The sequence below is a fragment of the Hartmannibacter diazotrophicus genome, from assembly GCF_900231165.1.
GTDB lineage: Bacteria > Pseudomonadota > Alphaproteobacteria > Rhizobiales > Pleomorphomonadaceae > Hartmannibacter > Hartmannibacter diazotrophicus.
The window spans coordinates 3,475,749-3,498,243 of record NZ_LT960614.1; the positions used below are offsets into that span (position 1 = coordinate 3,475,749).

At 64.1% G+C, this 22,495-nt stretch carries 20 protein-coding genes; 19 read left to right on the forward strand and 1 reads right to left on the reverse strand.

Annotation, left to right across the window (positions count from 1 at the left end; all coding sequences use genetic code 11):
- Positions 1-44: 44 nt before the first annotated feature.
- The 13 genes from HDIA_RS16235 to HDIA_RS16295 all read left to right on the forward strand — a co-directional run bounded on the left by HDIA_RS16235 (position 45) and on the right by HDIA_RS16295 (position 14,884).
- The gene (locus tag HDIA_RS16235; RefSeq protein ID WP_099557110.1) at positions 45-785 is read left to right on the forward strand and encodes a 5-formyltetrahydrofolate cyclo-ligase; all 741 of its coding nucleotides are present in this window, start codon (positions 45-47) and stop codon (positions 783-785) included.
- 322 nt (positions 786-1,107) lie between these two features.
- Positions 1,108-2,079 carry a CobW family GTP-binding protein gene (locus HDIA_RS16240; RefSeq protein WP_099557111.1) on the forward strand — a complete coding sequence of 324 codons (972 nt, stop codon included), beginning with the start codon at positions 1,108-1,110 and terminating at the stop codon, positions 2,077-2,079.
- 32 nt (positions 2,080-2,111) lie between these two features.
- A complete protein-coding gene (locus HDIA_RS16245) occupies positions 2,112-2,612 on the forward strand; it encodes a DUF1097 domain-containing protein (RefSeq protein ID WP_099557112.1) in 501 nt (166 codons plus the stop codon).
- 65 nt (positions 2,613-2,677) lie between these two features.
- A complete protein-coding gene (gene nthB / locus HDIA_RS16250; protein WP_099557113.1) occupies positions 2,678-3,421 on the forward strand; it encodes a nitrile hydratase subunit beta in 744 nt (247 codons plus the stop codon).
- A 24-nt stretch (positions 3,422-3,445) separates the two neighbouring features.
- Positions 3,446-4,063, forward strand: a complete 618-nt coding sequence (gene nthA, locus HDIA_RS16255) for a nitrile hydratase subunit alpha (RefSeq protein ID WP_099557114.1) — start codon at positions 3,446-3,448, stop codon at positions 4,061-4,063.
- Between the two features lie 9 nt (positions 4,064-4,072).
- Positions 4,073-4,402, forward strand: coding sequence for a nitrile hydratase accessory protein (locus HDIA_RS16260; protein ID WP_099558951.1), 330 nt, complete (start codon positions 4,073-4,075; stop codon positions 4,400-4,402).
- Positions 4,403-4,447: 45 nt separating this feature from the next.
- Entirely contained in the window at positions 4,448-5,125 is a 678-nt protein-coding gene (locus HDIA_RS16265) for an energy-coupling factor ABC transporter permease (RefSeq protein WP_099557115.1), read from the forward strand.
- A 113-nt stretch (positions 5,126-5,238) separates the two neighbouring features.
- Positions 5,239-6,279 (forward strand): GlxA family transcriptional regulator, encoded by a 1,041-nt coding sequence (locus tag HDIA_RS16270; protein WP_099557116.1) that lies wholly within the window; start codon positions 5,239-5,241, stop codon positions 6,277-6,279.
- Between the two features lie 180 nt (positions 6,280-6,459).
- A complete protein-coding gene (locus HDIA_RS16275; protein ID WP_099557117.1) occupies positions 6,460-6,705 on the forward strand; it encodes a hypothetical protein in 246 nt (81 codons plus the stop codon).
- A 34-nt stretch (positions 6,706-6,739) separates the two neighbouring features.
- Positions 6,740-7,849: a DmpA family aminopeptidase gene (locus tag HDIA_RS16280; RefSeq protein ID WP_173796253.1), complete on the forward strand. Its 1,110-nt coding sequence runs from the start codon at positions 6,740-6,742 to the stop codon at positions 7,847-7,849.
- 693 nt (positions 7,850-8,542) lie between these two features.
- The gene (gene ectB, locus HDIA_RS16285) at positions 8,543-9,934 is read left to right on the forward strand and encodes a diaminobutyrate--2-oxoglutarate transaminase (RefSeq protein ID WP_099557119.1); all 1,392 of its coding nucleotides are present in this window, start codon (positions 8,543-8,545) and stop codon (positions 9,932-9,934) included.
- Positions 9,935-10,078: 144 nt separating this feature from the next.
- A complete protein-coding gene (locus HDIA_RS16290) occupies positions 10,079-14,179 on the forward strand; it encodes a Pls/PosA family non-ribosomal peptide synthetase (protein ID WP_162292659.1) in 4,101 nt (1,366 codons plus the stop codon).
- The gene (locus HDIA_RS16295; RefSeq protein ID WP_099557121.1) at positions 14,180-14,884 is read left to right on the forward strand and encodes a 4'-phosphopantetheinyl transferase family protein; all 705 of its coding nucleotides are present in this window, start codon (positions 14,180-14,182) and stop codon (positions 14,882-14,884) included.
- 21 nt (positions 14,885-14,905) lie between these two features.
- Here HDIA_RS16295 and HDIA_RS16300 read toward each other — a convergent pair whose 3' ends face one another.
- Positions 14,906-16,111: an ROK family transcriptional regulator gene (locus HDIA_RS16300; RefSeq protein ID WP_099557122.1), complete on the reverse strand. Its 1,206-nt coding sequence runs from the start codon at positions 16,109-16,111 to the stop codon at positions 14,906-14,908.
- Between the two features lie 154 nt (positions 16,112-16,265).
- Here HDIA_RS16300 and HDIA_RS16305 point away from each other — a divergent pair, with 154 nt between their 5' ends.
- From HDIA_RS16305 to HDIA_RS16330, 6 genes are all read left to right on the forward strand, one after another.
- Positions 16,266-17,504: an extracellular solute-binding protein gene (locus HDIA_RS16305; RefSeq protein ID WP_099557123.1), complete on the forward strand. Its 1,239-nt coding sequence runs from the start codon at positions 16,266-16,268 to the stop codon at positions 17,502-17,504.
- 196 nt (positions 17,505-17,700) lie between these two features.
- Positions 17,701-18,585 carry a carbohydrate ABC transporter permease gene (locus tag HDIA_RS16310; RefSeq protein ID WP_099557124.1) on the forward strand — a complete coding sequence of 295 codons (885 nt, stop codon included), beginning with the start codon at positions 17,701-17,703 and terminating at the stop codon, positions 18,583-18,585.
- Positions 18,585-19,430, forward strand: a complete 846-nt coding sequence (locus HDIA_RS16315) for a carbohydrate ABC transporter permease (protein ID WP_099557125.1) — start codon at positions 18,585-18,587, stop codon at positions 19,428-19,430. Before HDIA_RS16310 ends, HDIA_RS16315 begins: the two co-directional genes overlap by 1 nt.
- The gene (locus HDIA_RS16320) at positions 19,427-20,449 is read left to right on the forward strand and encodes an SIS domain-containing protein (RefSeq protein WP_099557126.1); all 1,023 of its coding nucleotides are present in this window, start codon (positions 19,427-19,429) and stop codon (positions 20,447-20,449) included. The genes HDIA_RS16315 and HDIA_RS16320 overlap by 4 nt, the downstream gene beginning before the upstream one ends.
- Entirely contained in the window at positions 20,450-21,379 is a 930-nt protein-coding gene (locus HDIA_RS16325) for a PfkB family carbohydrate kinase (RefSeq protein WP_099557127.1), read from the forward strand. It begins immediately after the preceding gene.
- Complete coding sequence (locus HDIA_RS16330; RefSeq protein ID WP_099557128.1) at positions 21,376-22,452, forward strand: ABC transporter ATP-binding protein; 1,077 nt, start codon at positions 21,376-21,378, stop codon at positions 22,450-22,452. The genes HDIA_RS16325 and HDIA_RS16330 overlap by 4 nt, the downstream gene beginning before the upstream one ends.
- The last annotated feature ends 43 nt before the right edge of the window (positions 22,453-22,495 follow it).

A 22,495-nucleotide genomic window follows, 5' to 3' on the forward strand; every position in this document is an offset into this window, starting at 1 on the left:
GGCTCATGAAACCAATCCCGTCAAAAAATCAGGGAACCAACGCTATGGATGTCATCGACCACAAGAGTTCCGTCCGCGAACGCGTCTGGAGCGAACTGCGCAAGGTGGCGGTGCCGGACAGCCGCTTTCACTTCGACTTCGGCGAATTTATCGCCGACTTCGAGGGCGGCGAGGAGGCCGTCGCGCGGCTCGTCGCGCACGACTTCTACCGGAACTCGAACTATATCTTCATCACGCCGGACAATTGCCTCGACCGCCTGCGCCTGCGCGCGCTGCAGGACGGCAAGACCGTGCTGATGACCACCTATTCCATCAAGCGCGGCTTCTGGCTGCTCGACCCGGCGCTGATTTCGCCTGACCTTTACCTCTACGCCTCGACCCTCGACGGCATGGAGCGCGTCGGCAAGCCATTGACGCTGAAGGAAATCGAGAAGATGCCGACGGTCGACTACATGGTCACCGGCACCGGCGCCATCAACCTGGAGGGCGTGCGCTTCGGCAAGGGTCACGGCTTTTTCGACGCCGAATGGGGCATGCTCTACCAACTCGGCCGCATTTCGGTCGAAACGCCGTCGGCTGCCGTCGTCCACGACTGCCAGGTGCTCGACGAAAAACTCGTTCCGGACGTCTACGACACCGTCGCCGACGTCATCTTCACGCCGACGCGCACGATCGCGGTCGAAAGCCCGCACAAGCCCACCTGCGGCATCCTGTGGGACAGGCTCGACCCGCACATGTACGAGACGATCCCGCCCCTGCAGGAACTGAAGGCGATGGGTCTCTGACATCCGCAATGACGACCGAAGGAAAACGCCAGAATTGGCCCACCCGTTTCGCCCATAAGATGGTCATAACATGCTTATTTTATTGTCATATTGACTATCGCATAGGCTTTTGAAATCGCGCTTTGGAAATTGGCGCATTTTGGGCTTCATTTGGCGGAAAATGTACTATGAGCGGCGTTGTGCACTGACGCCGTTTGGCCTGTAATCCTACGTACGCGCTGCTCGATAGCAGCGACTTCTCGAAAAATCAGTCGGGCGCCGAGCGCCTCGACCCGGCCATCGCCGGGAACGGGGACGTGCGTCCTGGCCGAAGGAGAATGGCATGCGCAGGACAAAGGCCACCATCATCACCGGCTTTCTGGGCGCCGGAAAGACGACGCTCCTCAACCACATCCTTTCCCAATCCGAAGGCGAGCGGATCGCCGTCATCGTCAACGAATACGGCGAGGTCGGGATCGACGGCCAGCTTGTCGTTGGAACGACGGACAACGTGATCGAACTGAACAACGGCTGCATCTGCTGCGCCGTTCGCGACGACCTCATCACCGCGATCACGGAGCTGCTGGCGTCCGGCCGGATAATCGACCGCTTCATCATCGAGACCTCGGGGCTCGCCGACCCTGCCCCCGTGATCCAGTCCTTCGTGCTGGACGAGACCTTGTCGGCAAGGCTCGAACTCGACGCCATTGTCACCGTGGTCGATGCCCGCCATGTCGCCAATCAGCTCTCGCAGGATGAAGCGGTCGAGCAGATCAGCTTTGCGGACGTCCTGCTCCTCAACAAGTCGGATCTCGTTTCACCGGAAAGCCTTGAGGAGACGGAGACGCTGCTTCGGCGGATGAATCCGATCGCCAGGATCAAGCGCACGCAGGCCTGCGACGTCGAACGGGAGGGCCTTCTCGACATCGGCGCCTTCGACCTTCGCAACATCCTCGCGATCGATCCGGAAATACTGGAAGACCACGAGCATGAGCACGACCAGAGCGTCGGCTGCATTGCCATCCGCGAAACGGCCCCGCTCGATCCGAAAGCCTTCAACGGCTGGCTCGTTCGCCTGACCCAGGACATCGGCGCCGATCTCTTCCGGATGAAGGGCGTCTTGAACTTTTCCGGCGAGCCGCGCCGCTATGTCTTCCACGCCGTCCACATGACGCTGGAGGGCCGTCCGGGGCGCCCTTGGGGAAGCGACCGGCGGCTCAATGAAATCGTCTTCATCGGCCGCAATCTCGATGAAGCGATGCTCCGAGACGGTTTTTCAGGCTGCATGGCCCAAATGCCTGCCCTCGCCTCCTGACCTCTTCCCTCTCAACCCCAAGGAGACGTCCCATGCCCCCGCTTGTCGCAGCCATGGTCAGCCTCGGCGTTCTCGGCGCCATCGACACCTACATCACCGCCACCGTCTTTCCCGTTCCGGTCTGGGTCACCTTCATCGCCTGGGCGTCCTTCTTTGCCTGCGGAGGGGGAACCCAGGGCTTCGTGAAGTCCGTGGCCAGAAACTGGACCGGCATCCTGATCGCCAGCCTCACACTTCTGATCATTGCATCCGGTCCGCCAACGCCGGTCTTCGCCGCGATCCTCGTAGGCCTCGGCACCTCGGCCATGGTGTTCGCGGCCAACTTCGGCCTTCTCAATTTCCCGCCCGCCATCGTGTTCGGCTTCGCCTCCTTCGTTGGCACGACGGCCGCGACCGGCACCTCGATCTTCACGACCGGGATCCAGCATCCGACGCTTGTCGCAATGGCGGCGATGCTGCTCGGCGCAGCCTTCGGCTACGTCTCCGAACTCGGCACCCAGATGCTCACGTCGAAGAAGACCGCAGCAGCCTGAGCGGCAGCGATCGATCCCGATCGATCGATTGGCTCCTCATCCAACTTCCAACGAGAGAACCCGACATGAAACTTCAGCATTATCTCGGAGGCCTTGAGGGTCTCGGGCCGGTTTGGACGGAAACCCGCGTCTTTGTCGAACCCTGGGAGACCCGCATCTTCGGCATCCATACGGCGATGATGGCGCTGTCGACCCAGTTGCCGCTCCCCGAAACGCCCTCGACCTTCAAGACGGTCTGGACCTGGGCCGATCTGCGCAAGGGCGCGGAAAGTCTCAATCCCTTCGACTATTTCAAGTTCCGCTACTACGAGAAATGGCTCGGCGGCATCTCCGGCTACTTCATCGAGAACGGCTACATCACGGCCGAGGAACTCGATGCCCTGACGGAAGAATATTACGCCGACCCGGCCAAGCCCCTTCCGGACGGCGGCGACGGCGCGATCGACGAGCGGATCATCCAGTATCTCGTCGAGGGCGACAGCCCGAAGCGCAGCGACATGACCGAGACCAACCTGGCGGTCGGCGACACGGTCTCGATCCGCAATGTTCCAAGCGTCGAGCACACGCGCCTGCCCGGCTTCTTGCGCGGCAAGACCGGCACGATCGAGACCGTCTACGAGGGCACCTACGTCTACCTCTGCGACACGGGGCCGGACGGCATCGGTCCGGCAATGCCCGTCTACTGCATTGCCTTCGACCCGGACGTGCTCTGGCCCGGTAACGCCGAGCCGAACTTCACGCTCTATGCCGATCTCTACGCAACCTATGTCGAGGCGCCTGCGGACGACGAGACCGCAAAGGCCGCCTGATCCGAGCCTCAGGGAGAAAGACCAATGGATGACCGTTTCAAATATCGGGGTGACCGCGAGGCCTACAGTGCGGCCCGGGTGCGCGCCCTGGAGGCGCTCCTGATCAAAAAGGGCATCATCACCGACAAGTCCGTGAACACCGTGCTCGACTTCTTCGAAACGAAGATGGGCCCCTTCAACGGCGCCAAGATCGTCGTACGGGCATGGCTCGACCCGACCTTCAAGGACCGCCTCGTCGCCGATACGCCCAAGGCCATCGCGGAACTCGACCTGCCGGACGGCATGGCGGGCGCCGAGGGCGAGCACATGCGCGCGGTGGCGAACGCGCCCGGCATTCACAACCTCATCATCTGCACGCTCTGCTCCTGCTATCCCTGGCCCGTTCTGGGTCTGCCGCCCTACTGGTACAAGGACCCGACTTTCCGCAGCCGCGCCGCCCGCGAACCCCGCGCCGTTCTTGCTGAATTCGGCCTGCCGATCTCCGAGGACATCGAAGTGAAGGTCTGGGACTCCAGCGCCCAGATCCGCTGGTTCGTCATCCCGGAGCGGCCCGAAGGCACCGAAGGCCTGTCGGAGAGCGAACTGGAGGCGCTGGTCACGCCCGAGGCGATGATGGGCGTCGCCGTCGCCAAGGCAGCGTGAACCATGTCCATGCTCACGCAGTTCGAGCATTTCGCCGTCACCGAGATGCTCGGCGACCCCGACAGCCCGCCTCGGGCGAACGGAACCCTGTGCTTCGGGTCCGATTGGGAGCGTTCGTCCTTCGGGATGGCTCTCGCCTTGGCGAAGGACGGGTTCTTCGAGTGGGACGACTTCCGCGACGAACTGATCGCCTCGATCAGGGAATGGGAAGAGGCCCATCCGGACGACCATTCGTCCTGGAACTACTACGACCAGTTCCTGAGCGCCCTTGAACGCGCGGTCGTCAAATGCGGCCTCGTCGACCCGGCAGAACTTCCCGCTTTCCCGGCTCTCGCCTGACCCGGGCAGCGCTCGCCATTCCCGACAGTTTACGGAGATAAGATCATGCACATCGAACCAGGGCTCGTTGACGGAGCCAAGATCGTCCTCAGCTACGCGACGGCCGCGGCCGCCGGCATCCACGCCTTGAAGCTCGGCGTTTCGACCATCGTCAAACGCGGGCTGGTCTCCTTCGCGGGCCGGACCGCGCTCGCGACAACGCTCGTCTTTTCCTTCTTCGAACTGCTGCCGCACTATCCGGTGGGCGTTTCCGAAGTGCACCTCATCCTCGGCTCGACGCTGTTCCTGCTCTTCGGCGCCGCGCCGGCAGCCTTCGGCCTAGCGCTGGGCCTGCTCATCCAGGGGCTGTTCTTTGCCTCCTTCGATCTGCCGCAATACGGCATGAACATGACAACGCTGCTTGTGCCGCTCTTTGCCGTCTCCGCCCTCGCCGACCGGCTGATCGCGCCCTCGACGCCCTATGTCGACTTGAAATACCGTCAGGCGCTGGCCATTTCGACCGCCTATCAGGCCGGCATTGTTGCATGGGTCGCGTTCTGGGCGTTCTATGGTCAAGGGTTCTCGATCGAAAACCTGGCGGCCGTCGGCAGCTTCGGCGCGGCCTATATGCTGGTCATCGCCATCGAGCCTCTTGCTGACCTCGCCGTGCTTGCGGCCGCCAAGTCTCTCCGCGGCATTGGCCGGAGCCCGCTGCTCGAAACACGCCTGATCCAGGCGGCCTGACGTCCGCCCGGCACCACCGAAAACCACCTGCCGGCCTGTGTAATGGCCGGCAGGTGGCAAAGCGCTGTTCTCACGGTAAGTCCAATCTGTCTCAGGCTTTGAAGGGAGGTCCCATGCGCATTGTGATCCTTGCTCCGCCGGGCGTTCAGTCACTCGACATCGTAGGGCCGGCAGAGGTTTTCTGGGAAGCTGCCCGCCGTCTCGGCGACATGAGCAAATACGACATCCAGATCATGTCGACCGGTGCCGCATCCATCGGCGGCACCGGGCAGCTGCGCTTTCTGGCCGACCGGACGATCTTCGATCCCGACGAGCCGATCGACACGCTGCTCGTCGCCGGCGATCCCTCCTTTCAGGAGGTCGATCAGGAGGTCATCGACTGGCTGCGGCGCAGGGTTCCCACCGTCAGGCGATACGGCTCGATCTGCACCGGGGTGTTCCTGCTCGCCGCCGCCGGCCTCCTCGATGGCAAGCGGATCACGACGCACTGGGAATGCGCCCCGAAATTCAGCAAGGACTTTCCGCATATCCAGCTCGACGCCGACGCCATCTTCCTGCGGGATGGCGCCTTGATCACAGCGGCCGGCGTCACGGCTGGCATCGATCTCGCCCTCTCGCTGGTCGAGGAAGACTATGGCCGGGAGGTGGCCCTCATCGTGGCGCGCTACATGGTCATGTTCATGAAGCGGCCGGGCGGCCAGTCGCAGTTCAGCGCACATCTCGTTGGCCAGATGTCCGAGACGACCCTGATTCAGAAGGCCCAGGAATACATCCTCTCCCATCTCGGCAGTTCGCTGGCGATCGATACGATCGCCCAGCAGGTCGGCATGAGCACGCGCAACTTCGGACGCGTGTTTCGCCAGGAACTCGGGATCACGCCGGTGGACTTCATCGCTGCGGCAAGGACGGACGCGGCGCGGCGGTTGCTGGAGGACACGAACCAGCCATTGCAGCGGATCGCGACGTCCTGCGGCTTCGGCGACGTCAGCGCCATGCGCCGCGCCTTCGCCAAGACGATTGGCGTCAGCCCTAACGAATATCGTCTGCGGTTTCAGAACAACCAGACGGGGGGACGAAGCCGAACCCTGCCGCCTGTCCTTGCCATGCAGACGGCCCTGAAGGCGATGGCCCACGCAGAATCCGGCCCGGCCTGACCGGCCCCGTGCCGGTGTCGTGCGCGACCGGCCGAAGGTCCGATATCAGTCCCTTTTCCTGCGGGGGTCTTTGACGACCCTCAATGCCGAAGCGCCTGGACCATGCCTCAATGACCCTGTTCACGAGCGATCTTTCTTCGATTGCCCGTGTGAACCTGAGGGAAGACGGAGGAGGGTCCGATGGCGCGCGTATCGACGCAGGACATCAGGCGAGTGTGCGGCGCACTGCCCGAGCGCAAAATCCAGGAAATCCTCGAGTGCGACGCCGAACTCGAGGAACTGGAAGAAGCCGTGGCCTGGGCCTCGGGCGACAACGAACATACCCCGTGCGCCATTTGCCTCCTGCGAGCGCGGCCGCGAAAATCTACGATATTCTTGTCGCCGACGAAGAGGAATTCGGTGACGAGCCTTAATGCGGTTCGGTGACGGGTGGCCGTGCTGCGATGGGATTGTCATCCCGATGGACCTTGCCACGATCATGCACGAACAATCGGAAAAACGGCCCCGCGCCCGCGATCTTGGCCTGCCGCTGCAGGGAACGCCGGGGGCCGACAACGCCATCACGGACGTGCCGGGCCTCACGGTGGGCATGACGACGCTGAAGGACGAAGGTCAGGGCATTCATACCGGCGTCACCGCCATCCTGCCTCGCCCGTCGGCCGATCTGCTCCACCCCTGCTGGGCCGGAAGCTTTTCCATGAACGGCAACGGCGAGATGACCGGCGTTCACTGGATCCGGGAGGCCGGATGGATGACCGGCCCCGTCACTATCACCAACACCTTTTCCATCGGGATCGCCCACCACGCGAGCGCGCGATGGATGGCACGGCGTTTCCCTGATGTCGTCGGCGAGGACGTCTGGGTGCTGCCCGTCGCTGCCGAGACTTATGACGGCTATCTGAGCGACATCGCCGGCTTCCACGTCACTGAGGATCACGTGCTCGCTGCCATCGACAACGCCGCAGGAGGACCGGTTCCCGAGGGCTCGGTCGGCGGCGGCACGGGCATGATCGCCTACGAGTTCAAGGGCGGCACCGGCACATCGTCGCGGGAGGTCACCATCGGTGGTGAGACCTACACCCTCGGCTGCCTCGTTCAGGCCAACCACGGCCTCCGCCCCTGGCTGACCGTCTGCGGCAAGCCGGTCGGCGAGCAGATGGCGGAAAACCGCATCTACGAGGCCGAGCGTGGCTCCATCATCGTGGTACTGGCGACCGACGCCCCGCTGCTGCCGACCCAGCTCGACCGCCTCGCCCGCCGCGCCTCCATCGGCATCGGCCGTGGCGGCACACCGTCCGGCAACAACTCCGGCGACATCTTCCTCGCCGTCTCCACCGCGAACGATCCAGGCCCCCTGCCCGAGCCTCCAAGGTTCAAGCTGGACGCCCTCTCCAACGACCGTCTCGACCCGATGTTCATGGGCGTCGTCGATTGCGTCGAGGAAGCCGTTCTCAATGCGATGCTCGCCGCAACACCGGTCACCGGGCGCAAGGGACGCTTCGTTCCGGCCCTTGACACCGACAGGCTGATGGCGGCGATGGGAATGGCGCCGTCAGGCCATAAAACGTGAACAGAGCGGACAGGGAGGCAACGCGCCGAAGCTCCGGTGCGGGACCGTGCTGCGGAGAACCCGATTGTGGATTGAAATCAGGTACTAAGGACAGAAAGCAAGGCGAATATATTCACGAAAATTCATTGATGGCCATCAATGCAAACTCCCAAGACATCACAGATATTTAAACGTTTATTTGATTATAAATACTTACAATTTTCTAACATTACAGAAAAACTTATTGATTAAATGGCCTTTTGTTGGTAAGTCTTTCACGGGGGAGGCAATCGATCCTTTCATTATAGAGTAGAGGGCCACGACGGTCTGTTGGGCGAGTTTGTCCGGCGCGTCGGGGAAAGGCTCTGTTGGAGCCGGTTCTGGGCCCGTTTCACTCCGAAATCGCTTTTCAATCGGCAGACTGGATCGTGCCGAACAGTCATCATTCGTAAAAACAGAACTGCTCCGATGGAGTTTTCGGACATCGCGCGATGATGCGGTGAACGATGCCCGGAGCAATACGCATCCGTCCGATCATCCGATCCATTGCGGGAAGAAGGCACGGATTTTGGTGTGGGTATAAGAGCGCGAGTAGACTTCGCGCCGTACGCCATGAAGGCGCCTCATCAAATGTACGCGTAATGAGTCCGGCACCTCTGTGGCTGCGGCGCGCAACAAGAATGCCCGTATCGGCATCAATCCTGGAGCGCGGCGATGTTCAGAAACGCAGATCAGCAAAGTCGACAAGACAGCAAAAGCATATTCACGAGGCGCGAGTCCGGCGTGCGTTCATACGCCCGCACGTTTCCCGCCATCTTTACGCGCGCCGTCGGCACCGAGATTTGGGACGGCGACGGCCGCCGGTATCTCGACTTTCTGGCCGGGGCGGGATCGCTCAATTACGGCCACAACGATCCGCCCTTGAAGGAGGCGTTGCTCTCCTATGTCGAGGGCGACGGGATCGCCCACAGCCTCGACCTCCACACCAGCGCCAAGCAACGGTTTCTCGAGACATTCGACAGCACGATCCTGCGACCCGAAGGGCTCGACTACGTCGTTCAGTTTACCGGGCCGACGGGCACGAATGCCATCGAGGCGGCCCTGAAACTCGTCCGCAAGTTCACCGGTCGCACGAATGTCATCGGATTTACCAACGGCTTTCATGGCGTGACCATGGGGGCCCTCTCGCTGACGACCAATCCGCATTTCCGCAATGCGTCCGGATTGCCGGCCCAGGGGGCCACGTCCCTGCCCTACGACGGCTATTTCGGCCCCGGCGTGGATACCATGGACTATATCGAACGGTTGGTCGGCTCGCCATGCAGCGGGATCGACAAGCCCGCGGCCTTCTTCGTCGAGACGATCCAGGGCGAGGGCGGCCTGACGGCAGCCGGCATCGGCTGGCTGCAGCGTCTGGCAGCCTTCTGCCGCAGTCAGGAGATCCTGCTGGTCGTCGACGATATCCAGGCCGGATGCGGCCGCTCCGGGCGCTTCTTCAGTTTTACCGAAGCAGGCATCACGCCCGATATCGTGACGCTCTCGAAGTCTCTCTCCGGGCTCGGTCTTCCGCTTGCCGTCGTGCTCATGAAGCGGGAATGCGACATCTGGAAGCCCGGCGAACACAACGGCACCTTTCGCGGCAACAATCACGCCTTCGTCACCGCCACCGCCGCGCTCAATCAGTACTGGAGCGACGGGCGCTTCGCCTCGGAGATCATGGAGAAGGCATCGCATCTGGACGAGCGCCTGCATGAGATCGCCGGCAAATATCCGCAAGCCATGCCGCAAGTGCGTGGCCGGGGCATGATGAAGGGCCTCTTGTTCGCCGAGCCGGACGAAGCGGCCGCCGTTTGCGCGCTCGCCTACCGCGAGGGTCTCATCATCGAGCGTTCCGGCCCCCGCGACGAGGTCGTCAAGTTCCTCATGCCGCTCAACACGCCGCCGGAGCAGCTTGACGAAGGCCTGGACATCATCGGCTGGGCCGTCGACACCGTGATCGGCTCGCCGGGGGGCCGCACAACGGCAAGGCGTGCCAGAAAGAGCCCCGTTCGGCCGAGACCGACGCCGCTTCATGTCGCCCACACCAGTCGCGCGACACGTCACTGAAAAAAGAAAAACAATCGGCTGACAGCCCGGGCGGTCACGGCCGCGGGCAACGCTTCCAAAGAAGGCTGTCGTGCAGCCGGTCCCGGGTCCCGATCCGGGGCTGGCCGCATGACCCCTTGTGCGTGGAGCGGGAGGGGCAGGTCCATGTTCGCAGGCAAAATTCAGGATTCCAGGATTCGCTGGACGGCCGGGGAACGGCTCGATCACCTTTGGGAAGACCAGTGCGACCGCATCGAAGCCCTCGGCACCAACCGGTATCCGGCGGTAATCGACGACAGCGCGAGCCACGGCTATCGCGATCTGGACGATCTCGCCAACCGAATGGCCCGGCATTTCGCCAGCCGCGGAATTCGGCAGGCCGACCGGGTCGCCCTGCTTCTGGACCGTTCGATCGAGGCCTATGCATCGATCCTGGCGGTCCTGAAGCTCAATGCCGCCTATGTCCCGCTCGATCCGGTATTTCCCGACGACCGCATCGACTTCATCTTGCAGGACGCCGGTGCGAGCGCCGTGGTGACCTTCGCCAGACATGCGGACCGGCTGTCGCGCATTTCGCAGCGCCTGATCGTGCTCGACCGTGAGCGTACGGCCATCGCGCAATGCTCGCCGGCCCGCATCGCTGCCGGGGACCGCGAAGCGCCGACCGACGAACTGGCGTATATCATCTATACGTCCGGCACGACGGGCCGGCCCAAGGGCGTGGCGATCGAGCATTCGAGCATCTGCAATTTCGTTCGCGTCGCGGCCGAGACCTACGGTATGAGGCCGGGCGACCGCGTTTATCAGGGCCTGACCCTCGCCTTCGATTTCTCGGTGGAAGAGATCTGGGTATCCCTGTTCTCGGGCGCGACGCTGGTGCCTGCCCCTGCGTGCAGCAACCTCGTCGGCGAGGACCTCGGTACCTTTCTCCAAGACCAGCGGATCAGCGTCCTCTGCTGCGTGCCGACCCTGCTTGCGACGATCGAGCAGGATTTGCCGGACCTGCGCATCCTGCTGGTCTCCGGCGAAGCCTGTCCGCAGGAATTGGTCCGGCGCTGGCACAGCCCGTCCAGGACCATTCTGAATGCCTACGGTCCGACCGAAGCCACCGTGACCGCCACGCTCACCGAACTCCATCCCGGCAGGCCTGTGACGATCGGCCGTCCGCTTCCAAGCTATACCATCGTCATTCTGGCCGAAGACCGGCCGGAACTGGTGCCCGCGGGTGACGTCGGTGAAATCGGAATTGCCGGGATCGGCCTCGCACGCGGTTACCTGAACCGGGACGATCTGACGGCCGCCAAGTTCGTTCCCGATTTCGCGAGCCTTCCCTCCAATCCCTCGCACCGCATCTACAGGACGGGGGATCTCGGCCGCTACAACGACGCCGGCGAGATCGAATACCTTGGCCGCAAGGACACGCAGGTCAAGATCCGCGGATACCGCATCGAGCTCGGTGAAATCGAGGCCGTCCTGCTCGCCGTCCCGCAGGTATCCCAGGCCACCGTCGGCACGTTCGCAACCGAAGCCGGCGAGGTCGAACTCGTCGCCTACTATGTGATCAGGTCAGGCCTTGAGGAGGTAAGCGCCGCCGAAATCAGGGCGCAACTGCGCGAGCGGCTGCCCGCCTACATGGTGCCCGCCTATTACGAGCGCCTGCCGACCATTCCCATGACATCCGCCAGCAAGGTGGATCGCAGGAGCCTTCCCGTCCCCTCCGGCCCCCGATCACTGGGGGAGACGGAATACAAGGCGCCAAGAACCTCTATGGAACGGGAGCTGGCGACACGAATGGCCGACATCCTGAAGCTGCCGCATATCTCGATTTCCGACAATTTCTTCGACGATCTCGGCGGCCATTCCCTGCTGATGGCGAGATTTTGCACCGTCGCCCGGCGCATTCGCGGCGCGGAAAGCCTGTCGATGCGCGAGATCTACGAGCACCCGACCATCGAGCGGCTGGCGACCCATCTGGCGGACAGCGATGCATCGGAAAAGGTCATCGTCCCTTCTATCGAGCACCATGTTCCGAGCCGCCTGCAATACTGCACATGCGGTGCGCTGCAACTCGCCACGCTCCTTGCTCTCGGGTGCGGCACGGTGGCGCTTGTCCTGGAAGGCGCGGAATGGGTTCATGAGGCGAAGGGCGACCAGCGGACGCTCTATGTGCGAACAGAGTTGCTTCTCCTCGCGGTTCTCTGGACCGGGGCGCTGTTTCCGATCGCCGCCAAGTGGCTCCTTGTCGGTCGGTGGACACCGTCCAGCATCCCGGTCTGGAGCTGGCGCTACTTCCGCTTCTGGCTCGTCAAGTTGCTGATGCGGGCCTCTCCGATGAACCTTTATCGCGGCACGCCGCTCTATAATCTCTATCTTCGGCTTCTCGGCGCCCGCATCGGCAGGAACAGCGTCATCCAGAGCCCGGCGCCGGTCTGCACCGACCTCTTCTGCGTCGGTGACGACACCTTCGTGCGCCGCGACACCCTGCTGCCCGGCTACTACGCGGAAGGCAACATCATCCACATCGGATCGATCCGGATCGGCAGCAACGCCTACGTCGGCTCGGCCTGCGTCATCGAGCCGGATACCCGGATGGGCGACCGATCGCAGCTCGGGCACTCGTCCTGCCTTGGCCGCGGCCAGGAAATCCCCGCCGGCAAGCGCTTTCACGGAACGCCCGCCATCGAGACGGAAACGACCTACTGCCCGCTTGAGGGACGGCAATGCTCGGCGTTCCGGCGCTGGGCCTACACAGCGCTGACCAGCGGCCTGCAGGTGTTCGTCGTTCTTCCGCTGATCGTCGGCGTGAGTTTCAGTTTCGCCGAGGCCGGCTATGAACACGCGACGATGGGACACGGAACCGCCCCCCTGCCCTGGTCGGACATCTTCGATCCTGCGCCGTCGATCGCGGCAACGGCGGCGCTGATCTTCGCGTCGGTCATGATCTTCCAGTTTGCGTCTGTTGCACTCGTCCCGCGGATTGCCCGGCATCTTCTGGAAGAAGGCCGCGAATATCCCCTGTTTGGCTGGCACTACTTCGTGCACAGGGTCGTGGAGGTCGCCAGCAACTCCCGGTTTCTCAACACCGTCTTCGGCGACAGCTCCTTTATCGTCCACTACCTGAGGCTTGTCGGCTATCGCCTCAATAAGGTGCATCAGACCGGCTCCAATTTCGGCCTCGAACAGCGCCACGAGGAGCCGTTCCTCTGCAGCGTCGGCCATCGCGCCATGGTCTCGGACGGTCTCACTGCGGCGAACGCCGAATTCTCCAGCTCATCGTTTCGGCTGCGGCCGGTTCACATTGGCGAGCGGAGCTATCTCGGCAACCGGATCTTCTTTCCCGCCGCCAGCCGGACCGGCGCCAATCTTCTCATTGCAACCAAGGCCATGGTCCCGATCGACGGCAAGCTGCGGGAGAACACCGGGCTCTTGGGCTCGCCCTGTTTCGAGATACCCCGCATTGTCGATCGGGACCGGCAGGCGAGCCCGTCGGCTGGTGAAGTCGACCCGAAGCTCCTGCACAAGAAGAACAAGGCCAACCTGACGACAATGGCGCTCTATCTGATGGCGCAATGGCTGGTCGGGTTCCTCCTGTTCTTTCTCATGACCGCCGTCGTGCTGCACTATCCCGATCACATTCCTCTGGTGGAGGCCGCGATGCTGCCGGTCATGCTCGCCGTGCACGCCACCTTCTGGCTGGTGACCGAGCGCGCGAGCCTCGGTTTCGGCCGGCTGCAATCGCGCACGGTGGGTCTTTACGACGACTATTTCCTGTTCCACGAGCGGCACTGGAAATTCTGCGCCCATCCCTTCGCGCAGGCGCTCGCGGGCACCCCGTTCAAGAATGTGATTTCCAGGCTGCTTGGCGTCCGGATCGGCAAGATGGTCTTCGACGACGGCGCCAATCTTTTCGACAAGACGTTGCTGACGATCGGCGACCTGACCAATCTCAATGCCGGCTGCATCCTGCAGGCTCATTCCCTTGAGGAGGGCCTTTTCAAGTCCGACCAGGTCCGGATCGGCAGCAACTGCACTATCGCCTCCTCGGCCTTCGTGCACTACGGCGTCTCGATGGGCGACGGCACCATGCTGGGGCCGAACGCCTTCCTGATGAAGGGAGAACAGCCCGATCCCGGCAGCATCTGGATCGGCAATCCGGCAAGAGTGGTCAACGCAGCAAACGCGGCCAGGGCGGAGACCGCACAGCCTCCGGCACCCGAGGAAGCGCCATCCGCGCCCTCTCTTGTGCCTCACGAAAGGGCGGCGTGATTGAACGACATTCCATCCGTCGCCCGCATCCTCCACCCCTTTGACGGCGTCGAGGTCTTGACGCTGGCCGTCGACGACGCCTTCGAGATGACGAGAGGCGCGACTATCTTGAGCGAGCAGGAAAAGTGCCGCCTCGCCCGGATACGGCATGGCGCGACGCGCCGCCGGTATGCCGCCGCACATTGCCTGTTGCGCCAGGCGCTGACGCGCTACGCCGAAGGCGCGCTCAGGCCCGAGGAATGGCGTTTCGTCTTCGGAGCGCATGGCAAGCCGGCGGTCGCGCCGGGTCTGCCCGAAATCCGGTTCAACCTTTCGTTCGCCGACGACTGCATTGCGATGTCCCTCACGCGGTCGCGCGAGATCGGGATCGATATCGAGCCGATGCCCGGCGACATCGACGAACCGATGCCCTTCGGTATATCGCCCCGGGAAGAAGCGCTTCTTCGCCGGTTGCCGGTCGACGCCCGGGCGCGCCAGATCGCCAGGGTCTGGACATTCAAGGAGGCAATCGCCAAGGCAATCGGTTGCGGCATCGACGACAGGTTCACGCAGATCGACGCCTGCCCGGTGCTGCTGACAGCAAGATCGGATTATTGGGCCACTGTGGATGGCGAGACATTCGATGTGCGCCTCGCTGACGTTCAGTTCCGCGGCAAGACCTACTTCATGGCCGTCGCCGTTGGACCTGTTGCCGCCAGTGGCTGACGGCCGGACACTCGCCCCATGTCACTTCGACATCTTCCAGATGGCAGAAAAGCGCGGATCGAAGGTCTGGCCGATGGGAGCTGCCGCTGCCCCCAGCGCGACCGACCATGGGTCCGTGAGTCCAAGCTGCAATCGTGGCAGTCGTCGGTCCGGTCGATCGGCAATGGAGGTCAGCAGGGGCTCCATCGCCTTGATCAGGCATTCGCCAAGCGCCTTCGGCGCCCCGCCGCACAGGATCACCGTCTCCGGATCGAACAGCGTCTCGATCAGATGCACACTCCAGCGAAGATTGGCGGCGGCCTCCTCGACCCAGGACAAGAGCCGGACGTCCCTGTCCATCGCCAGACGGTCGATCGTGTCGCGCAATGCCGGGTCGGCGGCGTCCAGCGTCAGATGCTGGTAGAGCGAAGCGAGCGAGGCGCGATGTTCCAGCGCCGTATAGCGATCCGGCCCGCCGAGCAGCGCCATGCCGATCTCGCCGGCATTGCCGTTGGCGCCGTTGTAGAGTTCGCCGTTGATGATGAGCCCGGCGCCGAGACCGTAGCCGAGATAGAGGCACACCGCATGGTCGAGACCGTGGGCGGCGCCAACGATCCGCTCGGCGGTCGCGGCGGCGGCGGCATCGTTCTGCAGGCTGACCGCAAGCCCGGTGCCGGCCGAAAGCGTCTCCAGCAGCGGAAAGGCCTGCCAGGCCGCCATCATCCAGGGATCGTCGCCCTCCTGCTTGAGGCCGAAGGGGCCCGGCATCGCGAGCCCGAGGCCGACGAGTCGGTCTTCCGATTGCGGAAAAACCAGCTGGAGTTGGCGCCGCGCATTATCGACGAGCGCGAGCACCACCTCCACGCCGGACGACGGGCCGCCAGCCGGCAGCTTTGCTTCCACATGCACGTGCACGCTGCCGACGAGATCGACAGCAATGGCGCGGGCGAGATGGCGGTCGATCTGGAGACCGATGGCGAAGGCCCCCGCCGGCACCAGTTCGTAGGGCGTCGATGGCTGCCCCCTGCCCTTGCGTACCACGGCGCCGGAGGCGACGAGCCCGTCCTGCTCCAGTTCCTCGATGATGTTCGAGACCGTCTGTTTCGTCAGCCGGGTGGCCCGGGCGAGATCCGCGCGCGACAGCGGTCCGTTCAGCCTCAGGGCATCGACGATGACGCGCCGGTTGTGTGCGCTGGCGCCTTCCTGATTGGTCCCGCTCGTGGCCCGGATCGGGCGAATGTCGTTCATCCGCTGATTACCTCTTGACTCATCCGGATTATTGGCCACCATATTAAGTCAAAACAATTGACTTAATAAAGAGCCATCAGAGCTCGGGGAATGGGTTGATGCGGAAGTGAACCGCCCAGCCCGAATGTGCAAGGTCCATCAGTTGGAGGCAGGAATGTCGAAGTCTTTCAGAAATTCGCTTCTCGGCGCCGTGATCATCAGCGCCTCGCTCGTCCCGCATGCCTTCGCGGAGACGACGCTCAATGCCCTCTTCATGGCCCAGGCGGCCTATAGCGAGGACGACGTCCGCGCGATGACGGAGGCGTTCCAGAAGGCCAATCCGGACATCAAGGTCAATCTGGAGTTCGTCCCCTATGAGGGCCTGCACGACAAGACCGTTCTGGCGCAGGGCTCCGGCGGCGGCTACGACATCGTGCTCTTCGACGTCATCTGGCCGGCGGAATACGCCGAGAACAAGGTTCTCGTCGACGTCTCGTCGCGCGTGACCGACGAGATGAAGAAGGGCGTCCTGCCGGGTGCCTGGACGACGGTGGAGTATAATGGCGCCTACTACGGCATGCCGTGGATTCTCGACACCAAGTATCTCTTCTACAACAAGAAGATCCTGAAGGAAGCCGGCATCGACGCCCCGCCGAAGACCTGGGACGAGCTGACGGCCGACGCCAAGATCATCAAGGACAAGGGGCTGCTCGAAACCCCGATCGCGTGGAGCTGGGCGCAGGCGGAAGCCGCCATCTGCGACTACACCACCCTCGTCAGCGCCTATGGCGGCGACTTCCTGAAGGACGGCAAGCCCGACTTCCAGAACGGCGGCGGCCTCGATGCGCTGAAATACATGGTCTCCAGCTACGAGTCCGGCCTCACCAATCCGAACTCCAAGGAGTTCCTGGAAGAGGACGTGCGCAGCGTCTTCCAGAACGGCGAGGCGGCCTTCGCGCTCAACTGGACCTACATGTACAACCTCGCCAACGACCCCAAGGAAAGCAAGGTCGCGGGTGATGTCGGTGTCGTCCCTGCGCCGGGCGTTGAAGGCAAGAGCACGGTGTCGGCCGTCAACGGCTCCATGGGCCTCGGCATCCCGACGGCCAGCAAGCATCCCGACGAGGCCTGGAAATACATCGTCTACATGACCTCGCAGACGGTCCAGAACCAGTACGCCAAGCTGAGCCTGCCGATCTGGGCGTCGTCCTATTCCGACCCGGCCGTCACGGCGGGTCAGGAAGAGCTGATCGCGGCCGCCAAGGAAGGTCTCGCGGCCATGTATCCGCGCCCGACCACCCCGCGCTATCAGGAGCTGTCCGCCGCCCTGCAGCAGGGTATCCAGGAAGCCCTGCTCGGTCAGGCATCGCCTGAGGATGCCCTCAAGGCAGCCGCCGACAACAGCGGCCTCTGACGATCTCCCTCGGACCCGGCCCATCGACCGCCGGGTCCGGGGATGTCTGCCACAACAAGCAGGATTGTGCTGTGACGGCCTCCCATGGCCTCGCAGGCGGGTTCTGCTGTCTTGAGTGCAGGCAAATCCGGCGCAGCCGACGGCGACACCCGGTATGCTGTCGTAACGTTCAATCACCAAGGAAAGCCCCAGTCCCTTGTCCGATCGCTGGCTGACATTCCGCGCCTGGGCTTTGATGCTGCCCCTGCTCATCGTGATGGTGGCGGTCATCGGCTGGCCGCTCGTCGATACGGTGGGCCTCTCCTTCACCGACGCACGCCTGATCGGCACCTCGGGCAAATTCGTCGGCATCGACAACTACGTCCGAATGCTCTCCAATTCCGGCTTCCAGCGCACGCTCTGGACCACGACGCTCTTTGCGGTCATCTCGGTGACCGCCGAGATGGTGACCGGCGTCCTCGCGGCCCTGCTCCTCAATCAGCAGTTCTATGGCCGCACCGTTCTGCGCGGGCTGATGATCCTGCCCTGGGCGCTGCCGACGGTCGTCAACGCCACGCTCTGGCGCCTCATCTACAATCCCGAATACGGCGCCCTCAATGCCCTGCTGACGCAGCTCGGGCTCATGGACAGCTACCGCTCCTGGCTCGGCGAGCCGGGCACGGCGCTTGCCGCCCTGATCGTTGCCGACACATGGAAGAATTTCCCGCTGGTGGCCTTGATCGCCCTTGCCGCGCTACAGGCGGTGCCGCGCGACATCACGTCCGCCGCGCTCGTCGATGGCGCAGATCCCTGGGCGCGCTTCCGCTTCGTCACGCTGCCCTATCTCGCCGGCCCGCTGCTCGTCGCCCTCGTTCTGCGCACGATCGAGGCCTTCAAGGTCTTCGACATCATCTGGGTGATGACGCGCGGCGGCCCGGCCAACAGCACGCGGACGCTCTCGATCCTCGTCTATCAGGAGGCCTTCTCCTTCCAGCGGGCGGGATCGGGCGCCTCGCTCGCCCTCATCGTGACATTGATCGTCACCGTCCTGGCCGCGACCTACGCGGTCCTTGTGAAGAAAGCCGCAGGGAGCACGAGCTGATGGAACGCCGCAATCTGCCCTTCACGATCTTCATCCACGGCGCCGCGCTGCTGCTCGCCGTCATCATCCTGCTGCCGCTCCTCTGGCTCTTCATCATGAGCATCTCGCCCGCTGCGGATCTGGCGGCAAAGCCCCTGCGCTGGTGGCCGGAAACCATCGACTTCTCGCGTTATCACACGCTGCTGACGACGCTGGAGAACAGCGCTGGCGAGGCCTTCATGGCCTCGCTCCGAAACAGTATCCAGGTGGCCGGCATGGCGGCCGTGGCTGCGGTGCTTGTCGCCATCCCCGCCGGCTGGGCCGTCTCGCGCACGCCCTCCGTCGGCTGGTCGCTGTCGATGGTGATCGCGACCTACATGCTGCCGCCGGTCGCCCTCGCCGTGCCGCTCTATATGGCCCTTGCCCATTTCGGGATGCTCAACAACGTCTTCGGCCTCGCGCTCGTCTACCTGACGATCCTCGCCCCCTTCACGACCTGGCTGATGAAATCCGGCTTCGACACGATCCCGCGCGAAATCGAGGCGGCGGCCATGATCGACGGGGCGGGCCTGTTCCGGACGCTGAAGACGATCACGCTGCCGCTCGCCGCCCCGGTGATCGGAACGTCGGCGCTTTTCGCCTTCCTTCTCGCCTGGGACGAATTCTTCTACGCGCTGCTCTTCACCTCCGACCAGCGCGCCAAGACGCTGACCGTCGCCATCGCGGACCTCGCGGGCGGACGCGTCACCGACTACGGACTGATCGCAACCGCCGGCGTCCTCGCCGCCCTCCCCCCGGTTCTGGTCGGTCTTCTCATGCAACGCACCCTGATCTCGGGGCTGACAAGTGGTGGTGTCAAAGGATGACTGTGATGGCTGAACAGAGACGACCGGCCGGACTGCTGGCCGTCGAAAAGGAAATGGCGCGCCAGCACGCCGACGCGCTCGCGTCCTTCGAGGGCAACAGCGATGTCGCACAGAAGGTTGCCGCCTCCCTTGGCAAGACACGACGCCTGCTGCTGCTCGGCATGGGCGGCTCCCACGCCGTCGGCCGCGCCGTCGAGCCGCATTATCGCTCGCTCGGCATCGATGCGATCGCCCTGCCGCTGTCGGAACAGCTGACGGCGACGCTCTCGCTCGAAAACGCAACGATCCTCGTGACCTCGCAATCGGGCGAGAGCGCCGAGGTGCTGCGCTGGTTTAGGGAGACAGGCGGCACGGCCGACACCTTCGGCCTGACGATGGAGGGCGGCTCCTCGCTGGCAAAAAGCTGCCCGTCGCTCATCGGCAGCGGCGGCACGGAACACGCCTTTGCGGCAACGCGCAGCCTCACGGTGACCTTCGCGCTGCATCTCGCGATCCTGGCGGCGCTCGGCCAAAACCCGGCCTCCGCCCTTGAGCGGCTGAAGAACCCCGAAGAGCCTTCGATCGGCGCGGCGCTGAATGCCCTGTCGTCCGCTGCGACGGTCGTCACGTCCGGGCGACGCCTGCAGGGCGTTGCGGAGGCCATCGCGCTCGGCTTCACCGAACTCTCCCGGCTGCCCTGTTTCTCGCTCGAAGGCGGCCAGTTGCGCCACGGGCCTGTCGAGATGTTGGGCCCGAAGGTCGGGCTCCTCATGTTCCGCGCCGACGATGCGACGGCCGGCCTTGTCGGTGCCATGGCGACAACCGCCATCGACGCCGGCTCGCCCGTGATCCTCTTCGATTGTTCCGGCGAATCGGCGGTGCCGGGCGCGGTCACGATCCGCGTCGCCCCGGCCTCGGATCTCGCCGCCGTCTTTGCCCTGCTGCCGGTGGCGCAGAGCCTGATGGTGGCCTTCGCCGAGACCCGCGCGCCGAACGCCGGCACGCCCGTCCGATCCACCAAGATTACCCGGGTCGAGTGAATGCGCCCTCTGGCAGTGATCGGCAACGTCAACGTCGACCTGATCCTCGGCCCCGCCGCGCCCTGGCCAGCGCCGGGCACCGAGATCATGGTCGATCATGACGAGTTGCGCGTCGGCGGCGCGGCCGGCAACAGCGCCCTCGTCTGGCAGGCGCTGGGTCTCGATTTCCAGATCGCCGCCAACGTCGGCAGCGACGAATTCGGCCGCTGGCTGAAGAACGCCTTCGCGGACAAGGCGGCCGGGTGGCCCGAGCGCCCCGAAGCGACGACCCTTTCGGTCGGCATCACGCATCCGGACGGCGAGCGCACGTTTTTCACCACACGCGGCCACCTGCCGCGCTTCTCGCTGGCCGATGCCCTCTCCTGCCTCGACCGACAGGCTCTTTCCGGCGGCTTCCTGCTGCTTTGCGGATCCTTCCTGACCGACGACCTGACCGGGGACTACGAAGCCCTTTTCGACTGGGCCGATGCAAACAGCATCACGGTCGCGCTCGACACCGGCTGGCCGCTCACCGGCTGGACCGGCGCGATCAGGCTCGCCGCCCGGTCCTGGCTGAAACGCTGCGGCCTCGTCCTGATGAACGAGGTCGAGGTCACGACGCTTGCCGAAGTCGGTGACGCCGACATGGCCGCGCGGCTGATCCGCTCGTGGATGCCCGAGGGCGGCATCGTCGTCGTCAAGCGGGGCGGCGCCGGGGCGATGGCCATCGACGCCGACGGCTCGCGTGTTTCCGCCGCCGCGCCGCCCGTGCGCGTCATCGACACCATCGGGGCCGGCGATGTCTTCAACGCCGCCTTTCTCGGCAGCTTTGCCGATGGAGCATCCCTGACGCAGAGCCTTGCGGCCGGCGTCTCGATCGCCTCCCACGCCGTTTCCACCCACCCGAGAGAATACCGCGCGGTGCCGGTCGCGGTGGAGGCAACCCCATGAGCGCGCTCGAAATCAGGGATATCCGCAAGACATTCGGCCATGTCGAGACGCTGAAGGGAATCGACATCACGCTGGAAAGCGGCGAGTTCCTCGTGCTGCTCGGCTCGTCCGGCTGCGGCAAGTCCACCCTGCTCAACATCATCGCGGGCCTTGCCCAGCCGACCAGCGGCGACGTCAGGATCGGCGAGCGGTCCGTTCTCGGGGTTCATCCGAAGGACCGCGACATCGCGATGGTCTTCCAGTCCTACGCGCTCTACCCGAACCTCTCGGTGCGCCGGAACATCGGCTTCGGGCTCGAAATGCGCAAGGTGCCGGCAGTGACGCGCGAGGCCGCGATCAACGACGTCGCCCGCCTTCTCCAGATCGAAAACCTGCTTGACCGCAAGCCGAGCCAGCTCTCCGGCGGTCAGCGCCAGCGCGTCGCCATCGGCCGGGCGCTCGTGCGCAAGCCCGACGTCTTTCTCTTCGACGAACCGCTCTCGAACCTCGACGCCAAGCTGCGCATGGAGATGCGCACCGAGATCCGCCGCCTGCACCAGATGCTGAAGACCACGGTCGTCTACGTCACCCACGACCAGGTCGAGGCGATGACGCTGGCAACCCGGATCGCGGTGATGCGAGACGGGCGGATCGAGCAGATCGGAACGCCCGAGGAGATCTATAACAGGCCGGCAACGCAGTATGTGGCCGCCTTCGTCGGCGCGCCGCCGATGAACATGCTGGAAGCCCGGATCGAGCAGGGCAAGCTGGCGATCGCCGGAACGGACGTCACCCTCTCGCTGCCGGAAGGCCTTGCAGGCACGGTTTCCGATGGCCAGACGGTCACCCTCGGCATTCGCCCGGAAATCCTGCGCATCGCCGGACCGGACGAACAGGGGCTTGGCGTCACCGTCGAAGTCGACGAGTTGACCGGGCCGGAACGCGTCGTCACCGGCAAGGTCGGCGGCCAGCTGATTGTCGCCACCCTGCCTGCCGCAACCCGCGTCTCTTCGGGCGAGGTACTGAACCTGGCTTTCGACAGCAGGGCCATGCACCTCTTCGATGTCGGGACCGGGCGCAATCTGGCGCCATAGGCGGGGGCAGCCAGCTCGCATGACAAAACGGCCGCCGGAGCAT

Excerpts from the sequence above, each read along its gene's own strand:
- HDIA_RS16235 (WP_099557110.1), top strand. The coding sequence starts at position 45 with ATGGATGTCATCGACCACAAGAGTTCCGTCCGCGAACGCGTCTGGAGC.
- HDIA_RS16240 (WP_099557111.1), top strand. The coding sequence starts at position 1,108 with ATGCGCAGGACAAAGGCCACCATCATCACCGGCTTTCTGGGCGCCGGA.
- HDIA_RS16245 (WP_099557112.1), top strand. The coding sequence starts at position 2,112 with ATGCCCCCGCTTGTCGCAGCCATGGTCAGCCTCGGCGTTCTCGGCGCC.
- nthB (WP_099557113.1), top strand. The coding sequence starts at position 2,678 with ATGAAACTTCAGCATTATCTCGGAGGCCTTGAGGGTCTCGGGCCGGTT.
- nthA (WP_099557114.1), top strand. The coding sequence starts at position 3,446 with ATGGATGACCGTTTCAAATATCGGGGTGACCGCGAGGCCTACAGTGCG.
- HDIA_RS16260 (WP_099558951.1), top strand. The coding sequence starts at position 4,073 with ATGCTCACGCAGTTCGAGCATTTCGCCGTCACCGAGATGCTCGGCGAC.
- HDIA_RS16265 (WP_099557115.1), top strand. The coding sequence starts at position 4,448 with ATGCACATCGAACCAGGGCTCGTTGACGGAGCCAAGATCGTCCTCAGC.
- HDIA_RS16270 (WP_099557116.1), top strand. The coding sequence starts at position 5,239 with ATGCGCATTGTGATCCTTGCTCCGCCGGGCGTTCAGTCACTCGACATC.
- HDIA_RS16275 (WP_099557117.1), top strand. The coding sequence starts at position 6,460 with ATGGCGCGCGTATCGACGCAGGACATCAGGCGAGTGTGCGGCGCACTG.
- HDIA_RS16280 (WP_173796253.1), top strand. The coding sequence starts at position 6,740 with ATGGACCTTGCCACGATCATGCACGAACAATCGGAAAAACGGCCCCGC.
- ectB (WP_099557119.1), top strand. The coding sequence starts at position 8,543 with ATGTTCAGAAACGCAGATCAGCAAAGTCGACAAGACAGCAAAAGCATA.
- HDIA_RS16290 (WP_162292659.1), top strand. The coding sequence starts at position 10,079 with ATGTTCGCAGGCAAAATTCAGGATTCCAGGATTCGCTGGACGGCCGGG.
- HDIA_RS16300 (WP_099557122.1), bottom strand. The coding sequence starts at position 16,111 with ATGAACGACATTCGCCCGATCCGGGCCACGAGCGGGACCAATCAGGAA.
- HDIA_RS16305 (WP_099557123.1), top strand. The coding sequence starts at position 16,266 with ATGTCGAAGTCTTTCAGAAATTCGCTTCTCGGCGCCGTGATCATCAGC.
- HDIA_RS16315 (WP_099557125.1), top strand. The coding sequence starts at position 18,585 with ATGGAACGCCGCAATCTGCCCTTCACGATCTTCATCCACGGCGCCGCG.
- HDIA_RS16320 (WP_099557126.1), top strand. The coding sequence starts at position 19,427 with ATGACTGTGATGGCTGAACAGAGACGACCGGCCGGACTGCTGGCCGTC.
- HDIA_RS16325 (WP_099557127.1), top strand. The coding sequence starts at position 20,450 with ATGCGCCCTCTGGCAGTGATCGGCAACGTCAACGTCGACCTGATCCTC.
- HDIA_RS16330 (WP_099557128.1), top strand. The coding sequence starts at position 21,376 with ATGAGCGCGCTCGAAATCAGGGATATCCGCAAGACATTCGGCCATGTC.